This is a genomic window from Pleomorphochaeta naphthae, assembly GCF_055396005.1.
In genome coordinates, this window is the sequence record NZ_AP042457.1 from 1,661,280 (window position 1) to 1,683,463 (window position 22,184).

General features: G+C 29.4%; 21 protein-coding genes and 1 tRNA gene. 11 read left to right on the forward strand and 11 right to left on the reverse strand.

Going from position 1 to position 22,184, the window contains the following annotated elements; translation table 11 throughout:
- Positions 1 to 7: 7 nt before the first annotated feature.
- Both ACZ5SO_RS07575 and ACZ5SO_RS07580 read right to left on the reverse strand, forming a co-directional pair.
- Positions 8 to 1,588: an acyl CoA:acetate/3-ketoacid CoA transferase gene (locus ACZ5SO_RS07575; RefSeq protein ID WP_464627767.1), complete on the reverse strand. Its 1,581-nt coding sequence runs from the start codon at positions 1,586 to 1,588 to the stop codon at positions 8 to 10.
- On the reverse strand, positions 1,575 to 3,182 hold the full coding sequence (locus tag ACZ5SO_RS07580; protein WP_464627768.1) for a class I adenylate-forming enzyme family protein: 1,608 nt from the start codon (positions 3,180 to 3,182) through the stop codon (positions 1,575 to 1,577). The genes ACZ5SO_RS07575 and ACZ5SO_RS07580 overlap by 14 nt, the downstream gene beginning before the upstream one ends.
- 312 nt (positions 3,183 to 3,494) lie before the next feature.
- Between ACZ5SO_RS07580 and ACZ5SO_RS07585 the strand changes: the two genes are divergently transcribed.
- The 6 genes from ACZ5SO_RS07585 (at position 3,495) to ACZ5SO_RS07610 (ending at position 9,331) form a co-directional block, all read left to right on the forward strand.
- A complete protein-coding gene (locus ACZ5SO_RS07585) occupies positions 3,495 to 4,361 on the forward strand; it encodes a branched-chain amino acid ABC transporter permease (RefSeq protein ID WP_464627769.1) in 867 nt (288 codons plus the stop codon).
- A 3-nt stretch (positions 4,362 to 4,364) separates the two neighbouring features.
- Positions 4,365 to 5,369 (forward strand): branched-chain amino acid ABC transporter permease, encoded by a 1,005-nt coding sequence (locus tag ACZ5SO_RS07590; RefSeq protein WP_464627770.1) that lies wholly within the window; start codon positions 4,365 to 4,367, stop codon positions 5,367 to 5,369.
- 4 nt (positions 5,370 to 5,373) lie between these two features.
- The gene (locus ACZ5SO_RS07595; RefSeq protein ID WP_464627771.1) at positions 5,374 to 6,108 is read left to right on the forward strand and encodes an ABC transporter ATP-binding protein; all 735 of its coding nucleotides are present in this window, start codon (positions 5,374 to 5,376) and stop codon (positions 6,106 to 6,108) included.
- Entirely contained in the window at positions 6,108 to 6,827 is a 720-nt protein-coding gene (locus ACZ5SO_RS07600) for an ABC transporter ATP-binding protein (RefSeq protein WP_464627772.1), read from the forward strand. The genes ACZ5SO_RS07595 and ACZ5SO_RS07600 overlap by 1 nt, the downstream gene beginning before the upstream one ends.
- A 24-nt stretch (positions 6,828 to 6,851) precedes the next feature.
- Entirely contained in the window at positions 6,852 to 8,129 is a 1,278-nt protein-coding gene (locus ACZ5SO_RS07605; protein ID WP_464627773.1) for an ABC transporter substrate-binding protein, read from the forward strand.
- Positions 8,130 to 8,311: 182 nt separating this feature from the next.
- A complete protein-coding gene (locus tag ACZ5SO_RS07610; RefSeq protein ID WP_464627774.1) occupies positions 8,312 to 9,331 on the forward strand; it encodes a LacI family DNA-binding transcriptional regulator in 1,020 nt (339 codons plus the stop codon).
- A 13-nt stretch (positions 9,332 to 9,344) separates the two neighbouring features.
- Here ACZ5SO_RS07610 and ACZ5SO_RS07615 read toward each other — a convergent pair whose 3' ends face one another.
- From ACZ5SO_RS07615 to ACZ5SO_RS07640, 6 genes are all read right to left on the reverse strand, one after another.
- On the reverse strand, positions 9,345 to 9,542 hold the full coding sequence (locus ACZ5SO_RS07615) for a hypothetical protein (RefSeq protein WP_464627775.1): 198 nt from the start codon (positions 9,540 to 9,542) through the stop codon (positions 9,345 to 9,347).
- 3 nt (positions 9,543 to 9,545) lie between these two features.
- A complete protein-coding gene (gene thrH, locus ACZ5SO_RS07620) occupies positions 9,546 to 10,154 on the reverse strand; it encodes a bifunctional phosphoserine phosphatase/homoserine phosphotransferase ThrH (RefSeq protein WP_464627776.1) in 609 nt (202 codons plus the stop codon).
- A gap of 110 nt (positions 10,155 to 10,264) precedes the next feature.
- On the reverse strand, positions 10,265 to 11,077 hold the full coding sequence (nagB, locus tag ACZ5SO_RS07625) for a glucosamine-6-phosphate deaminase (RefSeq protein WP_464627777.1): 813 nt from the start codon (positions 11,075 to 11,077) through the stop codon (positions 10,265 to 10,267).
- Between the two features lie 284 nt (positions 11,078 to 11,361).
- A complete protein-coding gene (mnmA, locus tag ACZ5SO_RS07630; protein WP_464627778.1) occupies positions 11,362 to 12,459 on the reverse strand; it encodes a tRNA 2-thiouridine(34) synthase MnmA in 1,098 nt (365 codons plus the stop codon).
- On the reverse strand, positions 12,460 to 13,431 hold the full coding sequence (locus ACZ5SO_RS07635; RefSeq protein WP_464627779.1) for a radical SAM protein: 972 nt from the start codon (positions 13,429 to 13,431) through the stop codon (positions 12,460 to 12,462). It abuts the gene before it with no gap.
- Between the two features lie 194 nt (positions 13,432 to 13,625).
- Positions 13,626 to 13,699: transfer RNA gene (locus ACZ5SO_RS07640), tRNA-Asp, on the reverse strand.
- 362 nt (positions 13,700 to 14,061) lie between these two features.
- Between ACZ5SO_RS07640 and ACZ5SO_RS07645 the strand changes: the two genes are divergently transcribed.
- Together ACZ5SO_RS07645 and ACZ5SO_RS07650 are read left to right on the forward strand one after the other, a co-directional pair.
- Positions 14,062 to 15,162: a Kelch repeat-containing protein gene (locus tag ACZ5SO_RS07645; protein ID WP_464627780.1), complete on the forward strand. Its 1,101-nt coding sequence runs from the start codon at positions 14,062 to 14,064 to the stop codon at positions 15,160 to 15,162.
- A 1-nt stretch (position 15,163) separates the two neighbouring features.
- The gene (locus tag ACZ5SO_RS07650) at positions 15,164 to 16,132 is read left to right on the forward strand and encodes a DUF1207 domain-containing protein (protein WP_464627781.1); all 969 of its coding nucleotides are present in this window, start codon (positions 15,164 to 15,166) and stop codon (positions 16,130 to 16,132) included.
- A 73-nt stretch (positions 16,133 to 16,205) separates the two neighbouring features.
- On the opposite strand, the gene ACZ5SO_RS07655 is transcribed toward ACZ5SO_RS07650, so the two are convergent.
- Positions 16,206 to 17,093, reverse strand: a complete 888-nt coding sequence (locus tag ACZ5SO_RS07655) for a helix-turn-helix transcriptional regulator (RefSeq protein ID WP_464627782.1) — start codon at positions 17,091 to 17,093, stop codon at positions 16,206 to 16,208.
- Between the two features lie 107 nt (positions 17,094 to 17,200).
- Here ACZ5SO_RS07655 and ACZ5SO_RS07660 point away from each other — a divergent pair, with 107 nt between their 5' ends.
- The 3 genes from ACZ5SO_RS07660 (at position 17,201) to ACZ5SO_RS07670 (ending at position 19,425) form a co-directional block, all read left to right on the forward strand.
- Positions 17,201 to 18,439 carry a Gfo/Idh/MocA family protein gene (locus tag ACZ5SO_RS07660; RefSeq protein WP_464627783.1) on the forward strand — a complete coding sequence of 413 codons (1,239 nt, stop codon included), beginning with the start codon at positions 17,201 to 17,203 and terminating at the stop codon, positions 18,437 to 18,439.
- 222 nt (positions 18,440 to 18,661) lie between these two features.
- Complete coding sequence (locus tag ACZ5SO_RS07665; protein ID WP_464627784.1) at positions 18,662 to 19,165, forward strand: carbohydrate ABC transporter permease; 504 nt, start codon at positions 18,662 to 18,664, stop codon at positions 19,163 to 19,165.
- An 11-nt stretch (positions 19,166 to 19,176) separates the two neighbouring features.
- Positions 19,177 to 19,425 carry a hypothetical protein gene (locus ACZ5SO_RS07670; RefSeq protein WP_464627785.1) on the forward strand — a complete coding sequence of 83 codons (249 nt, stop codon included), beginning with the start codon at positions 19,177 to 19,179 and terminating at the stop codon, positions 19,423 to 19,425.
- A gap of 45 nt (positions 19,426 to 19,470) precedes the next feature.
- Here ACZ5SO_RS07670 and ACZ5SO_RS07675 read toward each other — a convergent pair whose 3' ends face one another.
- On the reverse strand, positions 19,471 to 20,760 hold the full coding sequence (locus ACZ5SO_RS07675; protein WP_464627786.1) for an L-cysteine desulfidase family protein: 1,290 nt from the start codon (positions 20,758 to 20,760) through the stop codon (positions 19,471 to 19,473).
- Between the two features lie 223 nt (positions 20,761 to 20,983).
- On the reverse strand, positions 20,984 to 22,156 hold the full coding sequence (gene manA / locus ACZ5SO_RS07680) for a mannose-6-phosphate isomerase, class I (RefSeq protein WP_464627787.1): 1,173 nt from the start codon (positions 22,154 to 22,156) through the stop codon (positions 20,984 to 20,986).
- Between the last annotated feature and the right edge of the window lie 28 nt (positions 22,157 to 22,184).

Below are 22,184 nucleotides of genomic sequence, written 5' to 3' on the forward strand. Positions count from 1 at the left end.
CCATTTTTTATTCAAAAATTATTTTTTTTAAATCCATAATTCCATCAGTTTTATAAACCCTACTATCTATAAATTTAAGATTTTCAGATATAATTGGTTTAAATTCCATTAAATCTAATATTTGAGTTTGTAAATCTATTCCTTCAGCTATTTGCTCAAGCACTAAACCTTTTTCTGAAACTGTAAATACAGCCCTCTCCGTTACGTAATGCATTTTGTTTCCCTTTTTGAAAGCAATTTCGCCATTATAAGAAACTTGTTGCAATTTATTAACAAATTTAATTAGAGAACCTTCTTTTAAAATATGTAATTTATTATCTTCAAATGAACAAATAAGACCTTTTGCTGTAAAACTTGCACAAAATACAACATGTTTAGCATTAGTTGTTATATCTACAAATCCACCAGCTCCTGTAGGTTTTGGTCCTAATCTAGTAGCATTAACATTTCCAAACGGATCGACTTCACCAGCCCCCATAAATGTTATATCAACACCAACACCATTATAATAATCAAACTGATCATCATGGCGGATTAGGGCATAATTGTTTTTAGCAATTCCAAAATCAATTCCTCCCATTGGAATGCCGCCATAAATTCCTGACTCAACAGTTATTGTTACATCTTCGGAAATGTTTTCTTCTGTAATTATTGGGCCGATTACATCATTTGGAATTCCTGTACCTACATTTAATACATTATTAGGCCTAAGATTCATCAAAGCAATTCTTCCAATAACTTTTCTAACAGAAAGATCTAAAATTTCTGTTTTTGATTCTGGAACTTTAATATCTCCACAATATGCAGGATTAAAAGCAAAACTATGAGTCTGTCTATGATCTACTTCCGGATTCTCACTTATAACTACGTAATCAATAAATACACCTGGTATAGTTACTTTTTTACAATGGATATCACCCTTTTGAACTTTATACTTAGCTTGAGCTATTACTTTACCACCAAAACGTTTACATGCTAAAACTGCAGGTAAAACTTCTAATTTCATAGCTTCTTCATCAGTTGATAAGTTACCAATTTCATCTACATATGTTCCTCTAATTATGCAATAATCCAAAGGTATCGGCTTATATCTAATATATTCTTCGCCATCAATAGTTAAAATATCATTAATATCTTCTGCTTTTTTAGTAATTTCATTCATTTTTCCACCTTCTATACGAGGATCAATGAAAGTTCCTAATCCAACTTTAGAAATTTTACCAGGCTCTTTTCCTGCCATGCTTCTAAATAATTGAGCGAATTGACCTTGAGGAATGTTATAAGCTAGAATTTTATTATTCTTAATTAGTTCCATCATTTTTGGTTGAAGCCCCCAGTGACCTCCAATTATTTTAGAAAGTAATTTTTCATGAGCAAAATGTTGAATACCTCGATCACAATCACTTTGACCACAGGAATGAACTAAAGTAAGATTATTAGGTTGCCCTTTTTCTTCAAATCTTTTTTCAATTGCTGTTAATATAGCTTCTGCAGAAGAAACTAAGGTCATACCAATAGTTACTACAGTAGAATTATTTTCAATTAGCTCAGCTGCTTTATCAGCTGAAACAAATTCAGGCATTTTCATTAGAAAGACTCCTTTTTGTATATTTCTCTTTTAAATATTTTTTATTAATTTTTCCATTAGCTGATTTGGAAATCGAATCTACGAAAACTATTGTTTTTGGTATTTCATATTTTGCTAATCTTGTAGATAAATATTTTTTAATGCTATCCTCAGTTATTGAGGCCTTATTTTCTTTTTCTACAATTGCGATAACCTCTTCCCCATATAAATCATTGGCTATTCCAATTACAGCAACTTCTATTATTCCTTTAATATCATAAATTGCATTCTCGACATCTATAGAACAAATTTTTTCACCACCTCTATTTATAATGTCTTTTTTTCTGTCGGTTATAAACAAGAAACCATCTTCATTGAAAAATCCTATATCTCCTGTTCTTAGCCAGTCATTTTTCAAATTCAAATCATCTCTTTTGTAATATCGATCTAATACAACACTACCCTTAATTAAAATTTCTCCACGTTCGTTAGCTCCTAGATGGTTACCTTTTTCATCTTGGATTAAAAACTTTGTTCCAGGAATTGGTAAACCTACAGAACCAACATACTTATGTTTATAAGCATTTGTTGGGAAAATAGTGGCAGGTGAAGTTGTTTCAGTTAACCCATATATAGTTCGAAATTGAGCACAAGGTATCCAATTATGCAATTCTTCAATTTTAGCTTTAGGCATATTACCTGCTCCGCAAGCAATCGTTTTTAAAGAAGATAAATCATGCATTTTATGTTTTTCTTTTAATAAAAGTAAAAATACTGCGGGAGAGGCATGCATAAATGAAATATTATATTTTTCAATATCATTTAAAACTTTATCAGCATTAAATTTTCTATTTAATTTGACAGTAGCACCACAGTGAACACTAAGGCCTAAAATAGCTACTAGACCTGTTATCAAATATATGGGAATAGGGAGTATTAACTTATCATCTTCCCCTATATTTAATAATCTTTTATATGTTTCAACAGCATGCATAACATTATAATTTTTAATGACAACACCTTTGCTTGTTGAGGTTGTTCCAGATGTAAAAATGATTACACAATCATTATTTTTATTAGCTTTTTCAAAATGCACCTGATCAGTTGTACAATAATGTGATAAGCCATTTGCTTTGGTCTCACAATTAACCCAAATTTTATTAATAGTAATATGATTAAAATATGAAATATAACGTTCAGATATTATTAGATTTGTAACTTCAGCTTGAATCAATAATGATTGAATTTCTGTTTCTTTATATTTAGTAGGTAATAATACAACTATGGCTCCTATTTTAATTAAGGCAAAAAAAGTTATACAATATTCAATTGAAGTTGGTAACAAAATGCCAACATGAGTTGCTTTAGTGATTCCTTTTGTAACTAGAAAAGATGCAAAATCATCTACCATTTCTAGTAATTGTGTATATGTATATTCAATCTCATTATCATCAATAATTGCTACTTTATTCGCAAATTTTTTCGAAACTTTAACTAAAGAAAGATAAATATTATCTTCTAAATTGTTATAAGTAAATATTGTTCTATTTCCTATAGATATATCCGACATATTTTTTAAAAAATCTTGTCGCCATTTCATTTTACCCTCAATCACAAGATGCTCCTATTACGAAACCGGTTCCTTAATTTACAGTTAGTTTAAGACCTATAATTAATCTTGTCAAGAAAAATATACTAATTAATTTTTTAACTATTTTTTTAAGAAAATAGGATACTAATTAAGTAATTAACTAATAAATACCGATTATACAAAGAAATAAAAAATTAATTTATTTCTTGCCGATTACAAATTTCCGTGATAGTATACACTAAATAACGAAAACGGTTGTTTAAAAATATCTTATTTTACGCAACGTTGCGTTATTTTTTAAATTAGATTGCATACAATTTAAAAGGAGGGTGTGCTTTGAATACACTTTTACAGGCAATAATCAACGGTATAATGATCGGAGGGATTTATGCCATGATTGGAATGAGTTTAAACCTTATTTTTGGAGTTATGAAAATTGTTAACTTCTGTCAAGGTGAAATATTAATGATAGGTATGTATATGTCTTATCTATTATGTGAAATGGGAATGGATCCGTTTATAACTATTCCAATAGTGGCAGTTTTGATGTTTGGATTTGGTGCTTTAATTCAAGTAACCTTAATTACAAAATCAATTAAATCTGATGATGATTCGAATGTTCTATTTTTAACATGTTGCTTAGGAATCCTTTTCTCCAATTTAGCATTATTAATATTTAAATCAAATTATAGAACTGCTACAAGTTTTGTATCAAATAAAGTAATTCAGTTATTTGGATTAAATATTAGTGCACCAAAATTAATAAGTTTTCTTTTCTTAATGATTGTAACTGTATTAATTTTTACGATGCTAAAATATACAACTTTAGGAAAACAAATAAGAGCAACATCCCAAAACCCTGTTGGGGCAAAAGTTTGTGGTGTTAAAACTAATCAAATATATGCAATTACATATGGATTAGGAGCAAGTATTGCAGGAATAGCTGGAGCATGTTTAATGTCTTTCTACTATGTATATCCTACTGTAGGTAATATTTATGGTACAAGATCTTTTATTGTTGTAACACTTGGAGGATTAGGTAGTGTAATTGGTGCATTCACTGGTGGACTAGTATTGGGATTATTAGAAACAATAGGAGCAGTAGTAGTTGGCTCATCCTTTAAAGATACTCTCGTTTTCCTAATATTTATATTAATACTTGTTGGTAAAGAAAGAATAAATCTAAAGAAAAAAAGAGGCTAACTAATGAAAAAAATAATTAAATCAAATCTACTACCTATAATTTTACTTATAATATTATCTTTTATTCCAATAATTATCAAAACTCCATATTTAATGTCAATTTTTATTACGACATTTTTAGCAGTCGCTTGTTCTCTTTCTTGGAGTGTATTAGGAGGCTTAACAGGTCAAATATCCCTAGGACATGCTGCTTTCTTTGGTCTTGGAGCCTATATTTCTACACTTTTATTAAATTGTCTTGGGATTTCACCTTGGATTAGCATAATTCTAGTATTTTTTATAGTTGGTGCATTAGGGGCCATTATTTTATCACCTTGTTTTGTTCTTCATGGTGCATATTTCTCCCTAGTAACAATCGCTTTTGGTGAGGCTATAAGAAATCTATTCTTAAATTGGGATTTAGCAGGAAAAGGACAAGGATTATTATTACAATATGGCAAATCCTCACTTTTACAAATGAGATTTACATCTAAGGTCCCATATTTCTATATTGCATTAATTTTAATGCTTAGCTACTACATGATTCTAAAAAAAATAGACACATCAAAATTAGGCTATGGTTTAAAAACAATCAGAGAAGATGAAGATACAGCTAACGCTATTGGTATCAACCCTCAAAAATACAAATTGATTGCTACTTTCATTAGCTGTGGAATGATTGCTATATGTGGAGTATTTTATGCAAATTACGTTCGCTATATTAACCCAGATATAATGATGGGAACTAAATCTATAGAATTTGTTCTTCCCGCTATTATTGGTGGATTAGGAAGCGTAACAGGACCACTTATTGGTGGAATAATTTTGACTCCTCTATCTGAATACTTAAATGCCGCATTAGGTAATATAGTTAGCGGTTTAAATTTAGTTGTTTACTCAAGCATAATTATTATTGTTATTTTATTCCAACCTTCTGGAATTATGGGATGGTTCAATAAAAGTAAAGTTAAAAAGAAAATATTAAACAAAGTTCAGTTATTTGAAACAGCTAGTGATGATGAGAGGTAATGATATGAGTAAAAACATTTTAGAAATAAAAAATTTGACAAAAGATTTTAGAGGGTTAAGAGCTGTTGACGATGTTAACTTTTTTGTAAAGGAAGGATCAATTACAGGAATGATCGGTTCTAACGGAGCTGGAAAAACTACTGTTTTTAATATGATTAGTGGAGTTTACACCCCTACTAAAGGAAATATTATTTATGAAGGAAATGATATAACAGGCAATTTGGCCCATACTTATACTTCTAAAGGGATAGCTAGAACTTTTCAAATTATGAAACCTCTACAAAATATGACTGTCTTAGACAATGTTATTTCAGGAGTTCTTTTTGGAAGACAAGATATTTCTAGTGCTAAATTAGCAAAAGGCTATGCCTTAGAAATATTAAAGTTTACAGATCTATATAGCAAAAAAGATTTATTACCTGGAGAAATGGGAACATCTTACAAAAAAAGATTAGAGCTAGCAAGAGCTTTAGCAACTAAACCAAAACTACTACTCCTAGACGAAGTTATGGCAGGGTTAAATCAAACGGAAACTGATTCAGCTGTTAATTTGATAAAAAAGATTAATGAATCGGGAGTTACAATTTTACTAATTGAACATGTTATGCGTGCAGTAAAAAATCTCTGTGAAGAAGTAATTATGATGCATCATGGTAAGAAAATGATAGAAGGAACCCCAAATGAAGTAATGAATGATCCATATGTAATCGAAGTTTACTTAGGAAAAGGAGCAAAATAATGAAAGAATCTTTTTTAACTGTCCAAAATATCAACGTAAAATATGGAGATACTCAAGTCATATGGGATTTATCTTTCTCTCTTGAAAAAGGTCAAATTACTTCTCTTATCGGAAGCAATGGAGCTGGTAAAAGCACTACTATTAATGCAGCAGCAGGATTAATTTCTCCATTTAAAGGAAAAATTTTCTTTGAAGGAGAAGATATAACAAATAAGTCTTGTGCTGAATTTATTGATAGAGGAATTATTTTATGTCCTGAAGGGAGACAACTTTTCCCTAACATGACTGTCTATGAAAATTTAGAATTAGGCGCCTGCACTACTGAATCTAAAAAAAAGAAAAAAAACACCTTAGAACAAATCTACAATTGGTTCCCAATTTTAAAAGAACGTCAAAAACAATTAGCTGGTACATTATCGGGTGGTGAACAGCAAATGGTAGCCTTTTCAAGAGGAATGATGGGCTTACCTAAAGTTTTATTAATGGATGAACCATCGTTAGGTTTAGCCCCAAAAATCGTAGATGAAATTTTCAAAATTGCTAAAAATGTCTCATCTACCAATGGCCTTTCGATTGCCATTGCCGAACAAGATGCTAGAAAAGCTTTAAGTCTTGCTTCAAACGGTTATGTAATTGAAAACGGAGTTGTCAACGTTAAAGGGAATTCTGAATATTTACTTAATAACGAAGACGTAAAGAAAGCATATTTAGGATTCTAAGGAATCCATAAAAGGAGAAAAAAAATGAAAAAAGTAAAAAAATTATTTTTACTAAGTCTGGTATTGCTAATGGTAGTAGTTACACCTTTATTGGCAAGTGGAGAAAGTGAAGAAGAAGAAAACTCTGATACTATCCTTATTGGTGGATTATATCCATTAACTGGAGATCTAGCTGATTCAGGTCAAAATATGCAAAAAGGTATCGAAATGGCTTTAGACGAAATTAATGCCGCTGGCGGAATTAATGGGAAAAAAATTGAAATCATCTATGGTGATTCAAGAGGTAAAGGCGAATTTGGTATGACTGAAATGGAAAGGCTATTAACTCAGGAAAAAGTTAAAACTGTAATTGGAGCTTACCAAAGTAGTGTAACTGAAGTAGTAGCTCAAGTAGCTGAAACTTATCAAGTACCTTTTATTACTGCTAATGCAACCTCTGATAATCTAACTTCTCATGGATATGAATATTTCTTTAGATTAGCTCCAACTAATATGATGTTCATTAGAGATATGATTTATTCAATTGCTGATATGGATAAAGAAAGAAGTGATGCTGATATTAAAACAATTGCTGTTTGTGCTGATAACACTGAAGTTGGACAACAAACTGTTGAGTGGACTAAATATTGGGCTGAAGAACTAGGATATGAATACCTTGGTGAAGTTTTATATTCTCAAGGGGCTGCTGATCTTACTTCAGAAGTATTACAACTAAAAAGATTAAATCCTGATGCTTTAATTGTAGATTGTTATGTTTCAGACGCAATTTTGCTTACCAAAACTTTTAATGAACAAGGTTATGCACCAAATTTATGTATAGCAAAAGGTAATGGATTTACTGAAGCATCTTATGTTCCTGCTGTTGGTAACTTATGTAATGGAATTGCTGTAGCAACAGAATTCGTAGCAGGTTCAAAAGGAACTGAAATTTCAAACAAATTTAAAGAAACTTATAATGTAGAAATGAATGGACACTCCGCTGAAGCTTATATTACTACATATGTAATAGCATCAGCATTAAAAATTGCGAGTGATCAAGGCGATTTATCTACTGAAGCAATCAAAAATGCTTTTAATAAAATTGATATCAAAAACAGCTTTGACATTGGTGCTAAACCAGAAATTATTCTACCATATTCAACAATTTCATTTACTGATTCAAGTTTTAATGGTATTGAATATAAAAATCAAAACATGGGAGGTAACTTAACAGTTGTTCAGTATATTAATAAACAACCTGTACTAGTTTGGCCTTTTGATATTTCAAAAGAAGATTTTCAATATCCAGCAGCATTGAAATAATTTGTTAGTTTTATTCGGTGTTTATTTTTTTAAAGAATAAACACTGATCTATTTAACTAATAAATTCAAAATATTATAATAATATTACAATATTCATATAAAAAATAATCTAATATTGCTTTTTTATGATGAAGTATGTAATAATTATTTAGTGATAAACAAAGATATGAGGGATTACTTAAATGTCTAAAAAAATGACAATTACAGCAATAGCCAAAGATTTAGGCGTATCTAAATCCACAGTTTCTCGAGCAATGAATAACTCTCCTGGTGTAGGTAAAGAGTTAAAGGATAAAATCAATTCATATATCCAAGAAATTGGATACAGTCCTAATACTATAGCAAGGAGCTTAAGTAAAGGTGCTCTAAAAATAGTTGCATTAATATTAAGTGATATAAGGAATCCTTTTTATGCTGATTTGGCATTTTATATTCAAAGATATCTAATTGAAAAAGGATATATGCTAGTTGTTTTCAATAGCGAAAATAATGCAGAAAAAGAAAAAGAATTTATTACAACAATTGTAAGTTCTAATTTTGCAGGGCTTATTTTATTAACAGCAAGAAAAAGTGCATTAAGTGAGAAATTGCAAGAAGAAAAAATCCCCCTAGTTCTTGTAAATAGGATGCTTGATATAAATGATTTTAAAACGAATTCAGTTATTTTAGATAATTTCAAAGCTGGCTATATTGCTACAATGCATCTAATTGAATTAGGCTTTCCTAGAATTGCATATATAAAAGGAACTGTTGAATCTTCAGCTTCAATTTTAAGGTATGAGGGCTATTTAAAAGCACTTGAAAATTACAACATACCTTTCAAAGAAGAATTTGTTTTGGAAACTGATTTGAAACTTGATACCGGATATAATTTGGCAAAAAAATATATTAAAAACCTAAAAAACAAACCTAAAGGAATTGTTATAGGAAATGATTTATCTGCCATTGGCTTTATTGAATGTTGTAGAGAAAATTCAATAAGGATTCCTGAAGATTTATCAATTATTGGGTTTGATAATATTAATTTTTCATCATTATATGATATTAATCTTACAACTGTAGATCAGCATGTTCAAAAAATGAGTGAACAAGCTGTAAAATTAATCATTAAGCAAATTGAAAACCCATCTGAAAAAGCAGAACGAATTATTTTAGATCCTACATTAGTTATTAGAAATACTACTTGTAAATACAATAAATAAAATAAATTTTTAACTATGTATCTTTAAAATCATTATAAAAGTTCTTAAAAAGGACCAATAATATTATTAATACTACTATCACAATGATAGCAACTATAGCTTCAACTAGGGCACTACCAGTATAAATTACTGAAAGTAGTGAAAACCCAATGATTATACTAATTATTAATACTATTAATGATCCTAATATTTTCTTTTCTATTTTTTTCATTTATTAATTATTATTTAAAAAAGCTTTAATTTCAGACAAGAATTCATCATAAGTTGTAGTTAATTTCAAAGACTTTTCTTTTTCTAAAATTGTTTTAGGAGCTCTAAATAAACAACCTCCATCAGCTTTATGAATCATAGATAAATCATTATATGAATCCCCAGCAGCAAAAGTTCTAAAATTCAAACTCTTAAAAGCGTCAATGGCTTTACGTTTACCATCTTTTGCTCTTAATTTATAATCAACAATCATATTATTTTCATCTACAACTAATTCATTGCATAAAATAGTTGGATAACCTAATTGTTTCATAAGAGGAGCAGCAAATTCACTAAATGTATCACTTAAAATAACAACTTGAGTTAAAGTTCTAAGTTCATCTAAAAATTCCTTTGCACCATCTAGAACTTTTATTTTACTAATTGTATTTTGAATATCAGTTAATTTTAAATTATGACTTTTTAAGATATCTAATCTATATCTCATTAATTTATCATAATCAGGCTCATCACGGGTAGTTAATTTAAGTTTTTCTATACCTGTTTCCTCACTAAACGCAATCCAAATTTCAGGTACTAACACCCCTTCTAAATCAAGACATACAATGTTCATAGCAGTTATCCTTTAAAATGTTTTCCTTATTTTTACCAATAATAAAACATTAATTCAAGTACAAAAAAAAATGCCTTTTTAAAAACTACTAAAAAAAGGCAAAAAAATTATTATTTTAAAAGAACATTAGGATCCAGATTCGATTTTTCTATATCCTTGAAATATTTATAAGTGCCAACTTTAAGCTCATCACAAGCAGATTCATCTACAACGAAAAGAGCTTTTTTATGTAGTTGTAAAACACTACCTGTACATGATTGAGAAACTGGGCCCTCAACGCTCAATTTTAATGCGTTAGCCTTGTTATGTCCATTTACTAGTATAATTACACTTTTAGCACTAGTGATAGTTTCTACACCCACTGTAAGCGCAGTATTTGGAACTTTAGAAACATCATTATCAAAAAATCTACTATTAACTACAATTGTATCATATGTTAAAGTTTTGACTCTAGTTCGAGAGGTTAAGGATGAGAAAGGTTCATTAAAAGCGATATGGCCATCAACTCCAATTCCCCCTAAAAATAAATCGATTCCACCATAGCTTTTAATTTTATCTTCATAACGAATACATTCACTATCTAAATCTTTAGCCATACCATTTAAAATATTGACATTTTCTTTTTTTACATTAACGTGCGAAAAAAAATTATTCCACATAAAATAATGATAACTTTGTGGATGATTTTCATCTAAGCCCACATATTCATCCATGTTAAAAGTAACAACATTTTCGAATGAAACATAGTTAGTATTATATAATCGTATTAATTCTTTATAAGTTGCTAAAGGTGTGGAACCTGTAGGAAGGCCAAGGACAAAAGGTTTATCTTTTGAAGGGGCTGCTTCATTTATCTGATTTGCAATGTATCTAGCGGCCCAAGCTGATAAATCATTATAATCTTTCTCAATTATAACTCTCATAAACATCTCCTAAATTCGATTTCAACTTATTTAAACATAAAGAAAGAAAAGAAACAACATTTATTGTTCTTTAATCAAAATTTACAGTAGTATTGTATAAATTTTAACTTAATATCTAATGAAAAAAGAATATTAATAAAAACAAACATAAAGCCAAATAAAAATTTTGAGTTTTTATCTGGCCGCCTATATAAAATATTAAATTCATGAAGAATAATCAATTACGAATAAAATTATAACTCACTTATATAGATTTGTATATAAAAATTTACATTTTTTACCAATTATTTTGTGTTTGAAATAATACCACCCGCTACAACTTCATCACCATCGTAAATAACTAAAGATTGACCAAGAGTAGCAGCTTGAATTGGCTCATCAAATTTAGCAACTAATACTTGATTTCCATCTGTATCTATATACGTTGAGACAGTTGCCTTACTTGGTTGTCCAGTACTTCTAATTTTAGCATCTAACTTTTCTTCATTTATGCTTTCTCTAGATCCCCAAACAATGTCCTTAGCTTCAACTATATTATTAAAAGTTTCTTCTTGATAACCAACTACAACTTCATTTTTAAAAGTATCTAATTCTAAAACATATAAAGGTCTATCTGCAGCAATACCTAAACCTTTTCGTTGTCCTATTGTGTAATGGAATAAGCCTTTGTGTTTTCCTAGTATTTTTCCATCTTTATTTACAATATTTCCTTCTTTACTCTCTACATTTAATAACTCTGTATAATCGCCATCATAAAAATCTTGACTTTCGGTTTGTTTTTCTTCATGAAAACCTAACTTCACATCAATAGCTCTAACTTCATCTTTTACATAATCCCCTAAAGGAAAAAGGACTTTAGAAAGCTGATCTTGAGTTAATCTATATAAAAAGTAGCTTTGATCTTTCTTTAAATCTTTACCTCTATATAAACAATAGCGACCATTTTTTTCTATAATTCTAGCATAATGACCCGTTGCAAATTTATCAAACTCAATACCTTGTTTTTCAGCTTCTTCAAGCATAGCCTTAAATTTTATTTTAGCATTACACCACACACAAGGATTAGGAGTTCTTCCATTTAAATATTCGTCTTTAAAATTTTGCAGTACAGTATTCTCAAAATTAGAGGATAAATCTAATAAAATACTTTCAATATCTAATTTTTCACAGATTTCTTTAACTTTTTTTAATTCATCTTCTTTATTTGGGGCGAAACAATAATTTGACTTTTTCGCATTTTTTAATTGGCTATTGCCTTTACCTAAAAGCATAGTAATTGCTTTAACATCATAGCCCTTTTCTTTTAATAAATATGCAGTTACTGCGGAGTCAATTCCACCACTCATTCCAACCATAATTTTCATAAACTTTCTTTTCCTCAATTAAAATCTTTCAAGTCCAACACTTTTTATCATATTTTCAATATTTTCAATTTGAAATAATTTTCTACCTTCTATTATTTCAAACTCCCCTCTCATTGCCATTGGGGTTACTTCAACAAATAGTTTATTTGCCCCATGTTTTAAGGCTTCAATATTTCCTTTTTTATCAGCAAAACCTTCTTTAGAATCCTGTGTAGGCTGACCAGCTGTAATTTGTGAAGTTGGAAGAAGCAATCTTAATAATGAAATACTTCTAAGTAAAAGGTCTACATTACCAAATGGAGTATCTTTAGCCATAATTGTGTTTTTAGCTGGTATATATGGGACTATAGGCACCCAATCAGCTTCTAACTCTTTTGTTAATTGTATATCTCTTACAATGTCATCAAAACTTTGACCTTTTAGTCCTACAATGCTACCTGTACCTAACTTTAGTCCAACTTCTTTAACTTCCCTAATTGCTTTCATTCTATCTTCAAAGGTTATATCAGGATTACTAGAATTAAATACATTAGGATTCGAAGATTCAAACTTTATAGTATAATAATCTAAACCTGTATCTTTTAGCTGTTTATATTCACTTTTTGTAAAAACACCCATGGCAATATTTATTTCTAAATCATTTTTTTTAGCTTCTTCAATATATTTCAAATATTGAGAAATAGATATTTTAGGATTTTCTCCTCCAATTAGAAGAATTCTCTTTAAACCCATTTTTTTAACAAGTTTAATAGATTTAATTACTGTTTTATCGTCTAAAGTAAATCTACGAATTTCCCCATTATCTCGATTTAATCCACAATAATGACAATTATTTACACAATTATTCGTTAAAGCTAATAATCCCCCTGTATAAACATGAAAATGGGATTTCTTTTTTAGAGTATCAAATGCTTCATTTCTAATCTCTCGATTAAAGGTTTCTCTATCAATTCTTAAATAATGCTTAATTAATTCAAAATCATTTTTCACTTTTTTATCCTAAATATATTTAATTTCGAATTACCACCTAATCGAAGATGATATCTAATTACCCCAAAAGAATAAATTAAAGACAATTAGCCTTATTATTCCTTTAAAATAATTTTAACCGAGATTAGTTAAACTTAAAAGCAAATGATATATAAAAATAAAAAAAGCCCCTTACAAATTGTAAAGAGCTTTATCGAGAGCGACGGGGATCGAACCCGCGATCTTCGGCGTGACAGGCCGACGCGATAACCATCTTCGCTACGCCCCCTTAAAGACATTTGTTAACCTATATAATTTAGCCTTTATTGTCAATAGGAAAAATATTTTTTTTATAAAACCTGCAATAAATTTTCATTTTTAAATTGAAATTGTCAAATTTTAATACAAGTTAAAAGTTTAATTTAATTTTTCAAATTTAAAAATTTTATTGAAATTATAATGTAACAAATAGATTGTAACCAAGTTTCTTTTATATAACAAAAAAATATAATAAAAAAAGTTTTAAATATAATATTTTCACTTTATTTAATAAATATATTTGTTATAATATCCAAGTTAATTCATAAAACTACACACTAAATTATTACTAATGTTTAATATTTTAGGTAAATAAAGTTCAGGAAGGTTACTATGAAAAAATGTGCATTACTTTTTTTACTTATCCCCTTATTCTTTTTTGGTTGTGATGGGTCTTTCATTATCCCATATTCACAATATACTTTTGAATCTTACGATGGAGAATTAACTCCAACTAGAATAGTCCAAAATGCTGAATTTTCTAATAGACAAGATTTTGTAGCAATCGTATTTCAAGATTATATTTATGTAATGGGTGGCTACGATAGCTCTGCTAGAGGTGATGAAGATAGCTACAAAGAAGATGTATATAGAAGTGAAGATGGCATTACTTGGGAAAAAGTTACTGATGATGCCCCTTGGAAAGGTAGACGAGGAATGGCGGCTGCTGTTTTAGATGATAATTTGTATATAGCTGGAGGTTTTAGAGTAGATGAAGAGACTGGTGATAGAGGTTATGTAAATGATGTTTGGACAACTAGTGATGGCGAGAATTGGACTGAGGTAACTTCCTCAACCTCTTGGAATGCTAGAGCTTATCATGGAATGTTAAGTAGTGACGATGCTCTTTATATTTTTGGTGGTTTTAATGCAGATGATAATACATACTATGGAGATATGTATAAATCAACTGACGGAGAAACTTGGACTCCAGTAACAGATGATATGGGATTAGGAGCAAGAGCCTCTTTTGCATATTGTAAAACTGATGATGCATTTTACTTACAAGGTGGCTCTTTTAAAGATGCTAAACAATCTAGTTCAGGAAGGACTGACGAATCAGTTACTAATTGGGAAAAGTTATGGAAATTTGATTTAACAAATGAAACTTGGGCAAATACAGGAGAAACACCTGATAATGCCTATACAAGAAGCAATCATTCCTTAATTTACTATGACAATAGAATTTGGATGTTCTCAGGAAAAAGTAATAGTTCACTTACTTTCTCAGAAAAAACAAGAAATTACTCCACTGTTTATTATTCTATAGATAATAACTCTTGGACAACAGATTCAGATGGAGCAATTGTTGAGCCAAGGTATGGTTATCAAACAGTACTCTTTAATGAAAAAATATATTTAATCGGTGGTTATTCTAGCAGTGGTCCACAAAATGATGTTTGGACTATCGAAAAAACAGGGGAGGAAGAATAAAATGAAAAGAGGAACTATATTATTAATTGCAATTTTAACCATTTTACCTATTAATGCAAAATCTAATGAACCTCATAATATTGAATTCCTAAACTTGAGTTTCACAAGTCTTCCAGATGAGTTTTTATATCCTTCTTATCTTGCTGACCCTTTAGCCGTAAATACTAAAATTACATATAGAAAATATCAAATTGAGGAAATCCATCCAACATCTGATGGGACTGAAGATCACTTTGATGTAAATATAGGTACAAGATTTAACTTCTGGAGAATATCTCCAATTAATAACCCTAACTTAGGTATTGAAATGGATTGGGGGTTAGCCATTTGTACATTCATGAACACTCATGGAACTGATTTATTAGGGATGGATGGTATCTATTATTTTTCCTTAGCTATTAAACCTGTAGATTGGGGAGGATTAAGGTTAGCTAAACATCATATTTGTTCTCACCAAGGAGACCAATTAGATACAAATGGTGATGGTTCTAAATATAATGACTATGACAATAATATTTATTCTAATGAAAGCAATTATGTTCGAGATGACTATATGATTTCTGGCTATTTTGAACCTTTACATTTCTTAAATCCTTTCTTCCCAACCTTTTCAAAATTATTAAGAGTTTATGGTGACTATAATTTTTATGTCCCTGGAGGATTAGAAATTAGTAGTAGAATGAATGATCCAAATGTGCATTCATATCATTGGTTCCAATATGGTTTTGAATTAGAAATACCTATTGATAACAAAGAGTTTGGATCACTTTTTGTTGCAGCACAAAGAAGCCATTGGCAACAAACAGCTTATGCTGCTAATACTAATCTAGAAATTGGTATTATATTCCCACCAGGAAAAAATGGACAAAGAATGAGATTAGCATATCAATATTACGATGGACAATCTCTACAAAATAATTATCAAACAAAACGTGCTAAATTTATGGGATTTGCTTTTACTATAGATTAATAAATAAAGGTTGTGAGAATTGAAAAATATTCTTACAACCTTTTTTTATGAAAATATTTTCTTCAAACTTCACTTATTTCATACCATAATCAATAAGCATATCTGGATTTTTTTTGATAACAGATCTAAACACAGATGGTGAATAATGAACTACTTTTTTAAAAGTCCTACTAAATGAATATATAGAATCATATCCACACAATTCAGCAATTTCAGAGATACTATAATTATATTTAAATAAATAGAAAACTGATTTTGAAATTCTAAGCTCGATAATATATCTTCCTAAAGTCATACCCATCTCTTTTTTAAAATATCGTCTTAAATGACTTTCTGAATATCCTAATTTATTAGCAATTTCAATAACATTTGCATGTAAATCTGAGTTTATTGTAGTAATTATCTTCTGCAATAAATTATCTCGCATTAACTTTATTGATGTCTCTTTACTCACTAAGTCCGTGTTTTGATATATATGAAGAAGCAACTGTGCAAGAACTAATGGAATTACACCCTTCTGATTATCATTATAAATATAAAAAAACTGATTTAATAAATTAAAAACTTGTTGATCAAGCTTAAAATTATTCAATCTAAATGATTCAAAGTATGTATCACATTCCATCTCAAAAGTAATAAAAATTGCAAAAATATTATTTTGTTTCTTAGGAATTGGAAATTTATGATACTGATAAGGTAAAAGGATTAACCCTTCATCTTTATTGATTCTTTGTAATTTACCATCAATTATTACATCTAAAGAATCTAGTAAGTTGAATATACAAACATACCTATGATGAGATTGTACGGCATTAGATAACCCATCATTTCCGTAATTTTTTCTTACAAAACAGATAATGTTATCAGGAACAGGTAAAATTAAATGACCTTTTCCTTTAAAATAATCTCTTGGATTTTTAATAATTTTATAATTATTTACTAAATCGTTTCTATCTACCATAACTAAGAATATACACGGATATGACAAAAATCAAGTAATTTTTGTCATTTTTTAATCAATAAAACTAATTTAAAATATAAACATACTTAAACAACTGAGGTAGGAAAATGAAAAAAATAAAAGCAATTATTTTAGGTGCTGGAGGAAGAGGCCAATATACTTATGGAGATTATGCCTATAAAAATCCACATGAAATTCAAATAATAGCTGTAGCTGAACCTGATGAAGAAAAAAGAAAGCTGATGGTACAAAAACACAATATTCCAAAAGAAAATAGTTTTAAATCTTGGCAAGATGTTTTCATGAGAGAAAAATTTGCTGATTTAGTTTGTGTATGTACTCAAGATAGAATGCATTTTGAACCAGCCCTTGCAGCTATTGAAAAAGGGTATAATTTATTATTGGAAAAACCTATTGCTCCCACATATGAGGAATGCCAAATTATAGCAAATAAAGCAAATGAAAAAGGTGTTAGTGTAGCAATAGCCCATGTTCTCAGATATACATCATTTTTTAAGTCAATCAAAGCTTTAATTAAATCTAATGAATATGGAAAAATAATTGGAATACAACATAATGAGAATATTGGAAATATTCATTATTCTCATAGCTTTGTTCGAGGAAATTGGAGAGATGAAAAGTCATCTACCCCTATGATTTTAGCTAAAAGTTGCCATGATATGGATATCTTACTTTACTTAATTGGTTCCGATTGTACAGAAATATCATCTTTTGGAAGTAAGGGATATTTTTCTGGAAAAAACAAACCAAAAAATGCACCTGATAGATGTCTAAATGGATGTCCCCATAGCACTACTTGCCCATATTACGCCCCTAAAATTTATTTAACAGGAAATAAAGGGTGGCCAGTTAATATTATTACTACAGATTTATCTGAAAAAGGTATTATTGAAGCACTTGATAATGGCCCATATGGTAGATGTGTATTTGCCTGCGATAATAATATGACAGAACATCAGGTAGTTGCAATGAAATTTAAAAATGATGTTACTGTAGCATTTACTATGAGTGCTTACACTAAAGATACTTCAAGAACTATAAAAATCATGCTTGAAAATGGCGAAATTAGAGGCAATATGATTACGGATGAGATAGAAGCTTATAGCTTTTCAACAGGAGAGAGAAAACTAATTGAGCACCCTTCCCTCATCGCAGATGGTCATGGTGGTGGAGATTCTCACTTCATGAGTGATTTGATTAAGCATCTTCAAGACAAAGATAACTACCCTTTAGAAACTTCAATAAACCAATCTTTGCAATCTCATAAGATGGCATTTGAAGCTCACAAATCCATGTTAAATGATAAATATAGAAAACTAGAATAAAACTATATTTTTATGGACGAAAATTATGAAAAAAAACATAACATTATTTATGTTTTTGGTAACTTTAATGGTACCAATGTTTGCTTAGAGTAAAGAAGAAGAGAAAGAAGTGGCTTTATAATTAATGTATTGGGACAATGAATAAAAGCCAGTTATCGATGATGCTTTAAAAAAGGTAGAGACTTAAAATCCAAATATAAAAAATTACTAATTTTTGGAATTATGACAGCTATTCCATTTATTTGGATGATTTTATCGTCTTTAAAATCAACAACAGAATTGACGAAAGTTCCACCAAGTTTCTTACTAGAGAAAATTTTATTTACACCCTACACAGAGGTTCTTAAAGTAATTCCTTTTTTAAAATATTACTCTAATACAATAATGCTAACAATAATGAGAACTATAGCGCAACTTATCTTTTGTTCTATGGCAGCTTTCTCGTTTGCAAAAATAAGGTTTAAAGGTAAAAATATAATATTTTTACTCCTATTATCAGTTTTGATAATTCCACCACAAATGAGTCTTGTACAAAAGAACATTATCATGAGATTTTTAGGATTAATCGATACTTTATTAGGTGTAACCTTACCTGGAATGTTTAGTGCTTTTGGGATGTTTTTACTTAGACAATATTATCTATCATTACCTAATGAATATCTAGAAGCTGGTAGAATTGATGGTTATTTTTTTTTGGTCGCTTTAGAAAATTATATTTACCATTAACAGGTTCTGCTTTGATTTCTTTATTGATTTTCACAGTAATGTACTCTTGGAATGATTATCTTTGGCCTTTAATAATTAGTTCCTCAGATAATTCTAGAGTTTTGTCTGTTGGTATTTCTTTATTACAAGGACAAAATAGAATATTCTATAACCAAATTATGGCAGGGGCAACTATGGCAACAATTCCTATAATAGTGTTATTTATTTTCTTGCAAAAATATTTTATACAAGGTATAGCACTATCTGGAGTAAAAGGATAGAAAATAAGGATGCTAAAATTTAAATAGCATCCTTTTATTTTATAATTAACACTTTTCTTCTCTTTCTTTTTGTTTTTCTAACATAATTGCTAATATTGTTTTATCAGTTTGTGCCATTCCTTCATGACTTATTCTAGATAGATAATCAAAACTCTGAACACAATCCATTCCAACAATACCACTCTCTTCTCCAGGAGCAGATCCCCTAAGAGCAAGTTGGCTTGCTAGGTTAGCACTTTGAACACAGGAATAAATCTTAAGAGCACAAGTCATTTTAGCTCCATCACAAATTATTCCGGTTAAGTTAGCAATCATTACATTGATTGCTTTGTTCATAGTGTCTATATTTCCACCTTGAAGATAAACTAAACCACATGCTGTTCCAATAGCAGCTGTAAATGCTCCACAAAGTGCAGATAACCTATCTTTTTTTGCAGTCAAACATAATCCAACTAATTCACCAATTGCTAAAGCACTTGCTATTTCTAATTTACTTTTCTTCAAATATTTTCCTAAATTATATATAGGTAAAGTAATTGTTATTCCTTGATTTCCACTTCCGCTATTAATAACTACAGGGAGAGGACAACCTGCCATTCTAGCATCGGATGCACTTGCCGAAAGTGTAGCTCCTAAGGATAAAGCCTCATCTAAACTTTGTGGAGGATCATTTAAATTTTCATATGTATTTTTGCCAACAGCTAATCCATACTCTGTAGTTAGGGCATGTTTAGAAATGGCTAAATTAGTTTTAGCAGAGCTGATAAGTAAAGAAACTGTTTCTCTCGGTAATTCATTAGCAAAACTTACAATCTCTTCTAAAGTTACATCTGCCATAAAAGAAGAATCATTAGTATTAGAAACCTTTCCAAGTGGAGCATCAATTAAAACTTCATCATCTTTTTGGAGATAAGAAAAATATGAATGATTCCCACTAACAATAGCAATTGTTTTGTGCATATCATTAGAAAGTTCAACTTTAATATATAATGGTGGAACATCTTCAACCATTTCTAAAGATACATTGTAGGTAGATGCTATTTTCTTTTGCTCTTCAGTTACTTCTGATAAAATTCCAAGGCCATTTTTAATACTTTTGACAGCAACTCCCAGAGCAACAGCAACTGGAATTCCTTTTGATTTACAGTTAGGGATTCCAACACCCATAGCATTTTTAACCATATCACGGCTTGTTTGTATAAATATCTTATCAACAGGCCCTTCTAACAACTCTGCAGCTCTCGCTCCTGCTAAGGCACTTGCAGCAGGTTCAGTACACCCCATAGCAATAATTAATTCTCTATTTAATAAATCAATAAATTTTATATTTTCCATAAATAAAATATAACATAGTAATATTGCATTAACAAGATTTTATTTAAGAAATTTGCGTATTTTTATTAGAATTTTTATGTTTAACTAAAAATATTACTAAATTTTTTATAGATAATCAAATATCAAAAATATCTATTTTTCATACAGTAAAAGAATTAAGTCAAAAACTAAATAGAGCTAGCATCAAAAAGATCCTAGCTCTATTCAAGTAAATTTGAACTAACTAACAAGTTGCTACAAAAACATCTCCACTATTAGATAATTTTAAATGTGTATTTGCTGCAATGACATAAACACTACCTTTTTTTACAGGAATAACCTCACCTTTTATTTCTATTGTGCTATCATCAAAGAATAAAAGCATCTCAAGGTTATCTGTTCTAATATCATACTCACCTTTTTTATAAACTGCTAATGTAAATTCATCAGTTGGTGTATCTACTACTGTTTTTCCATTTACATCAAGATATTGTTTACATAGTTTAATTTTTAAAGGTTTAACAATCATGACTTTCATAAGTTCATCAACATCCATTTTCTTATTAGTCAAACCACCTCTAAGAACATTGTCAGATGCACTCATCAATTCTATACCATTACCATATACATAAGCATGTAACAATCTTGGTTCAAGGTATAATGCCTCACCTTTATTTAAATGAACAACATTTAACAGAAGTGGAGCAAACAATCCCCTATCGGTTGGAAACTCTGTTTTGACCCTATTTATAATTCCTTCTTTAGTGAAGAATTCCCCTACCTTATTCTCACAAGAATCTACATTTTTTAGCAATTCATCTATTAGTTCTTTTAAAACAGTTTCATCAACTGTATATATATATTCAAAAATAGTTTTTGCATTATTTGAACCATTTTGAATTAAAGAAGAAATATATTTTTCAAAACCATTTGGAATATAAGTTTTTAAATTAGTAATTATTTCTTCATCACTTAAAAAACCACACATTGCTGTAATAGGGGTTAGTGCATAAATTACTTCAGCTTTTCTATTATCATCCTTATAATTCCAAAGATTTCTAGGATTTGATTTTCTGAATTCTCTCTCATTATCATATCCAATTTTAGCTTCTCTAAAATCTGGATGACATTGAATAGAGAGAGGCTTTTCGATAGCTAATACTTTAAACAAAAAAGGTAATTTGTCATTGTAAAGCTTTAGGTGATCAATACTAAAGAAATGTGAATTTTCAACTAAAAAATCTTCTAAAGTTTGATTTGTATCACTGATAAGTGATGGAGCTCCTGGATGAGTTCCCATCCACATTTCTGCCTTTGGCTTCTCATCAATTGGCATACCAATTAAACTAGGAATAAAGTCTTTATTCCCCCAAGCGTATTCTACAACTTTAGGTGTTATTTTAACAAATCTTTTCATACCTTTACCCTACTAAATATATTTTATT

Bases quoted from the DNA above. Each gene is read 5' to 3' on its own strand.
- ACZ5SO_RS07675 (WP_464627786.1), bottom strand. From the start codon at position 20,760: ATGGAAAATATAAAATTTATTGATTTATTAAATAGAGAATTAATTATT.
- ACZ5SO_RS07655 (WP_464627782.1), bottom strand. From the start codon at position 17,093: ATGGTAGATAGAAACGATTTAGTAAATAATTATAAAATTATTAAAAAT.
- nagB (WP_464627777.1), bottom strand. From the start codon at position 11,077: ATGAGAGTTATAATTGAGAAAGATTATAATGATTTATCAGCTTGGGCC.
- ACZ5SO_RS07650 (WP_464627781.1), top strand. From the start codon at position 15,164: ATGAAAAGAGGAACTATATTATTAATTGCAATTTTAACCATTTTACCT.
- thrH (WP_464627776.1), bottom strand. From the start codon at position 10,154: ATGAACATTGTATGTCTTGATTTAGAAGGGGTGTTAGTACCTGAAATT.
- manA (WP_464627787.1), bottom strand. From the start codon at position 22,156: ATGAAAAGATTTGTTAAAATAACACCTAAAGTTGTAGAATACGCTTGG.
- ACZ5SO_RS07660 (WP_464627783.1), top strand. From the start codon at position 17,201: ATGAAAAAAATAAAAGCAATTATTTTAGGTGCTGGAGGAAGAGGCCAA.
- ACZ5SO_RS07605 (WP_464627773.1), top strand. From the start codon at position 6,852: ATGAAAAAAGTAAAAAAATTATTTTTACTAAGTCTGGTATTGCTAATG.
- ACZ5SO_RS07600 (WP_464627772.1), top strand. From the start codon at position 6,108: ATGAAAGAATCTTTTTTAACTGTCCAAAATATCAACGTAAAATATGGA.
- ACZ5SO_RS07595 (WP_464627771.1), top strand. From the start codon at position 5,374: ATGAGTAAAAACATTTTAGAAATAAAAAATTTGACAAAAGATTTTAGA.
- ACZ5SO_RS07645 (WP_464627780.1), top strand. From the start codon at position 14,062: ATGAAAAAATGTGCATTACTTTTTTTACTTATCCCCTTATTCTTTTTT.
- ACZ5SO_RS07665 (WP_464627784.1), top strand. From the start codon at position 18,662: ATGACAGCTATTCCATTTATTTGGATGATTTTATCGTCTTTAAAATCA.
- ACZ5SO_RS07610 (WP_464627774.1), top strand. From the start codon at position 8,312: ATGTCTAAAAAAATGACAATTACAGCAATAGCCAAAGATTTAGGCGTA.
- ACZ5SO_RS07615 (WP_464627775.1), bottom strand. From the start codon at position 9,542: ATGAAAAAAATAGAAAAGAAAATATTAGGATCATTAATAGTATTAATA.
- ACZ5SO_RS07590 (WP_464627770.1), top strand. From the start codon at position 4,365: ATGAAAAAAATAATTAAATCAAATCTACTACCTATAATTTTACTTATA.
- ACZ5SO_RS07575 (WP_464627767.1), bottom strand. From the start codon at position 1,588: ATGAAAATGCCTGAATTTGTTTCAGCTGATAAAGCAGCTGAGCTAATT.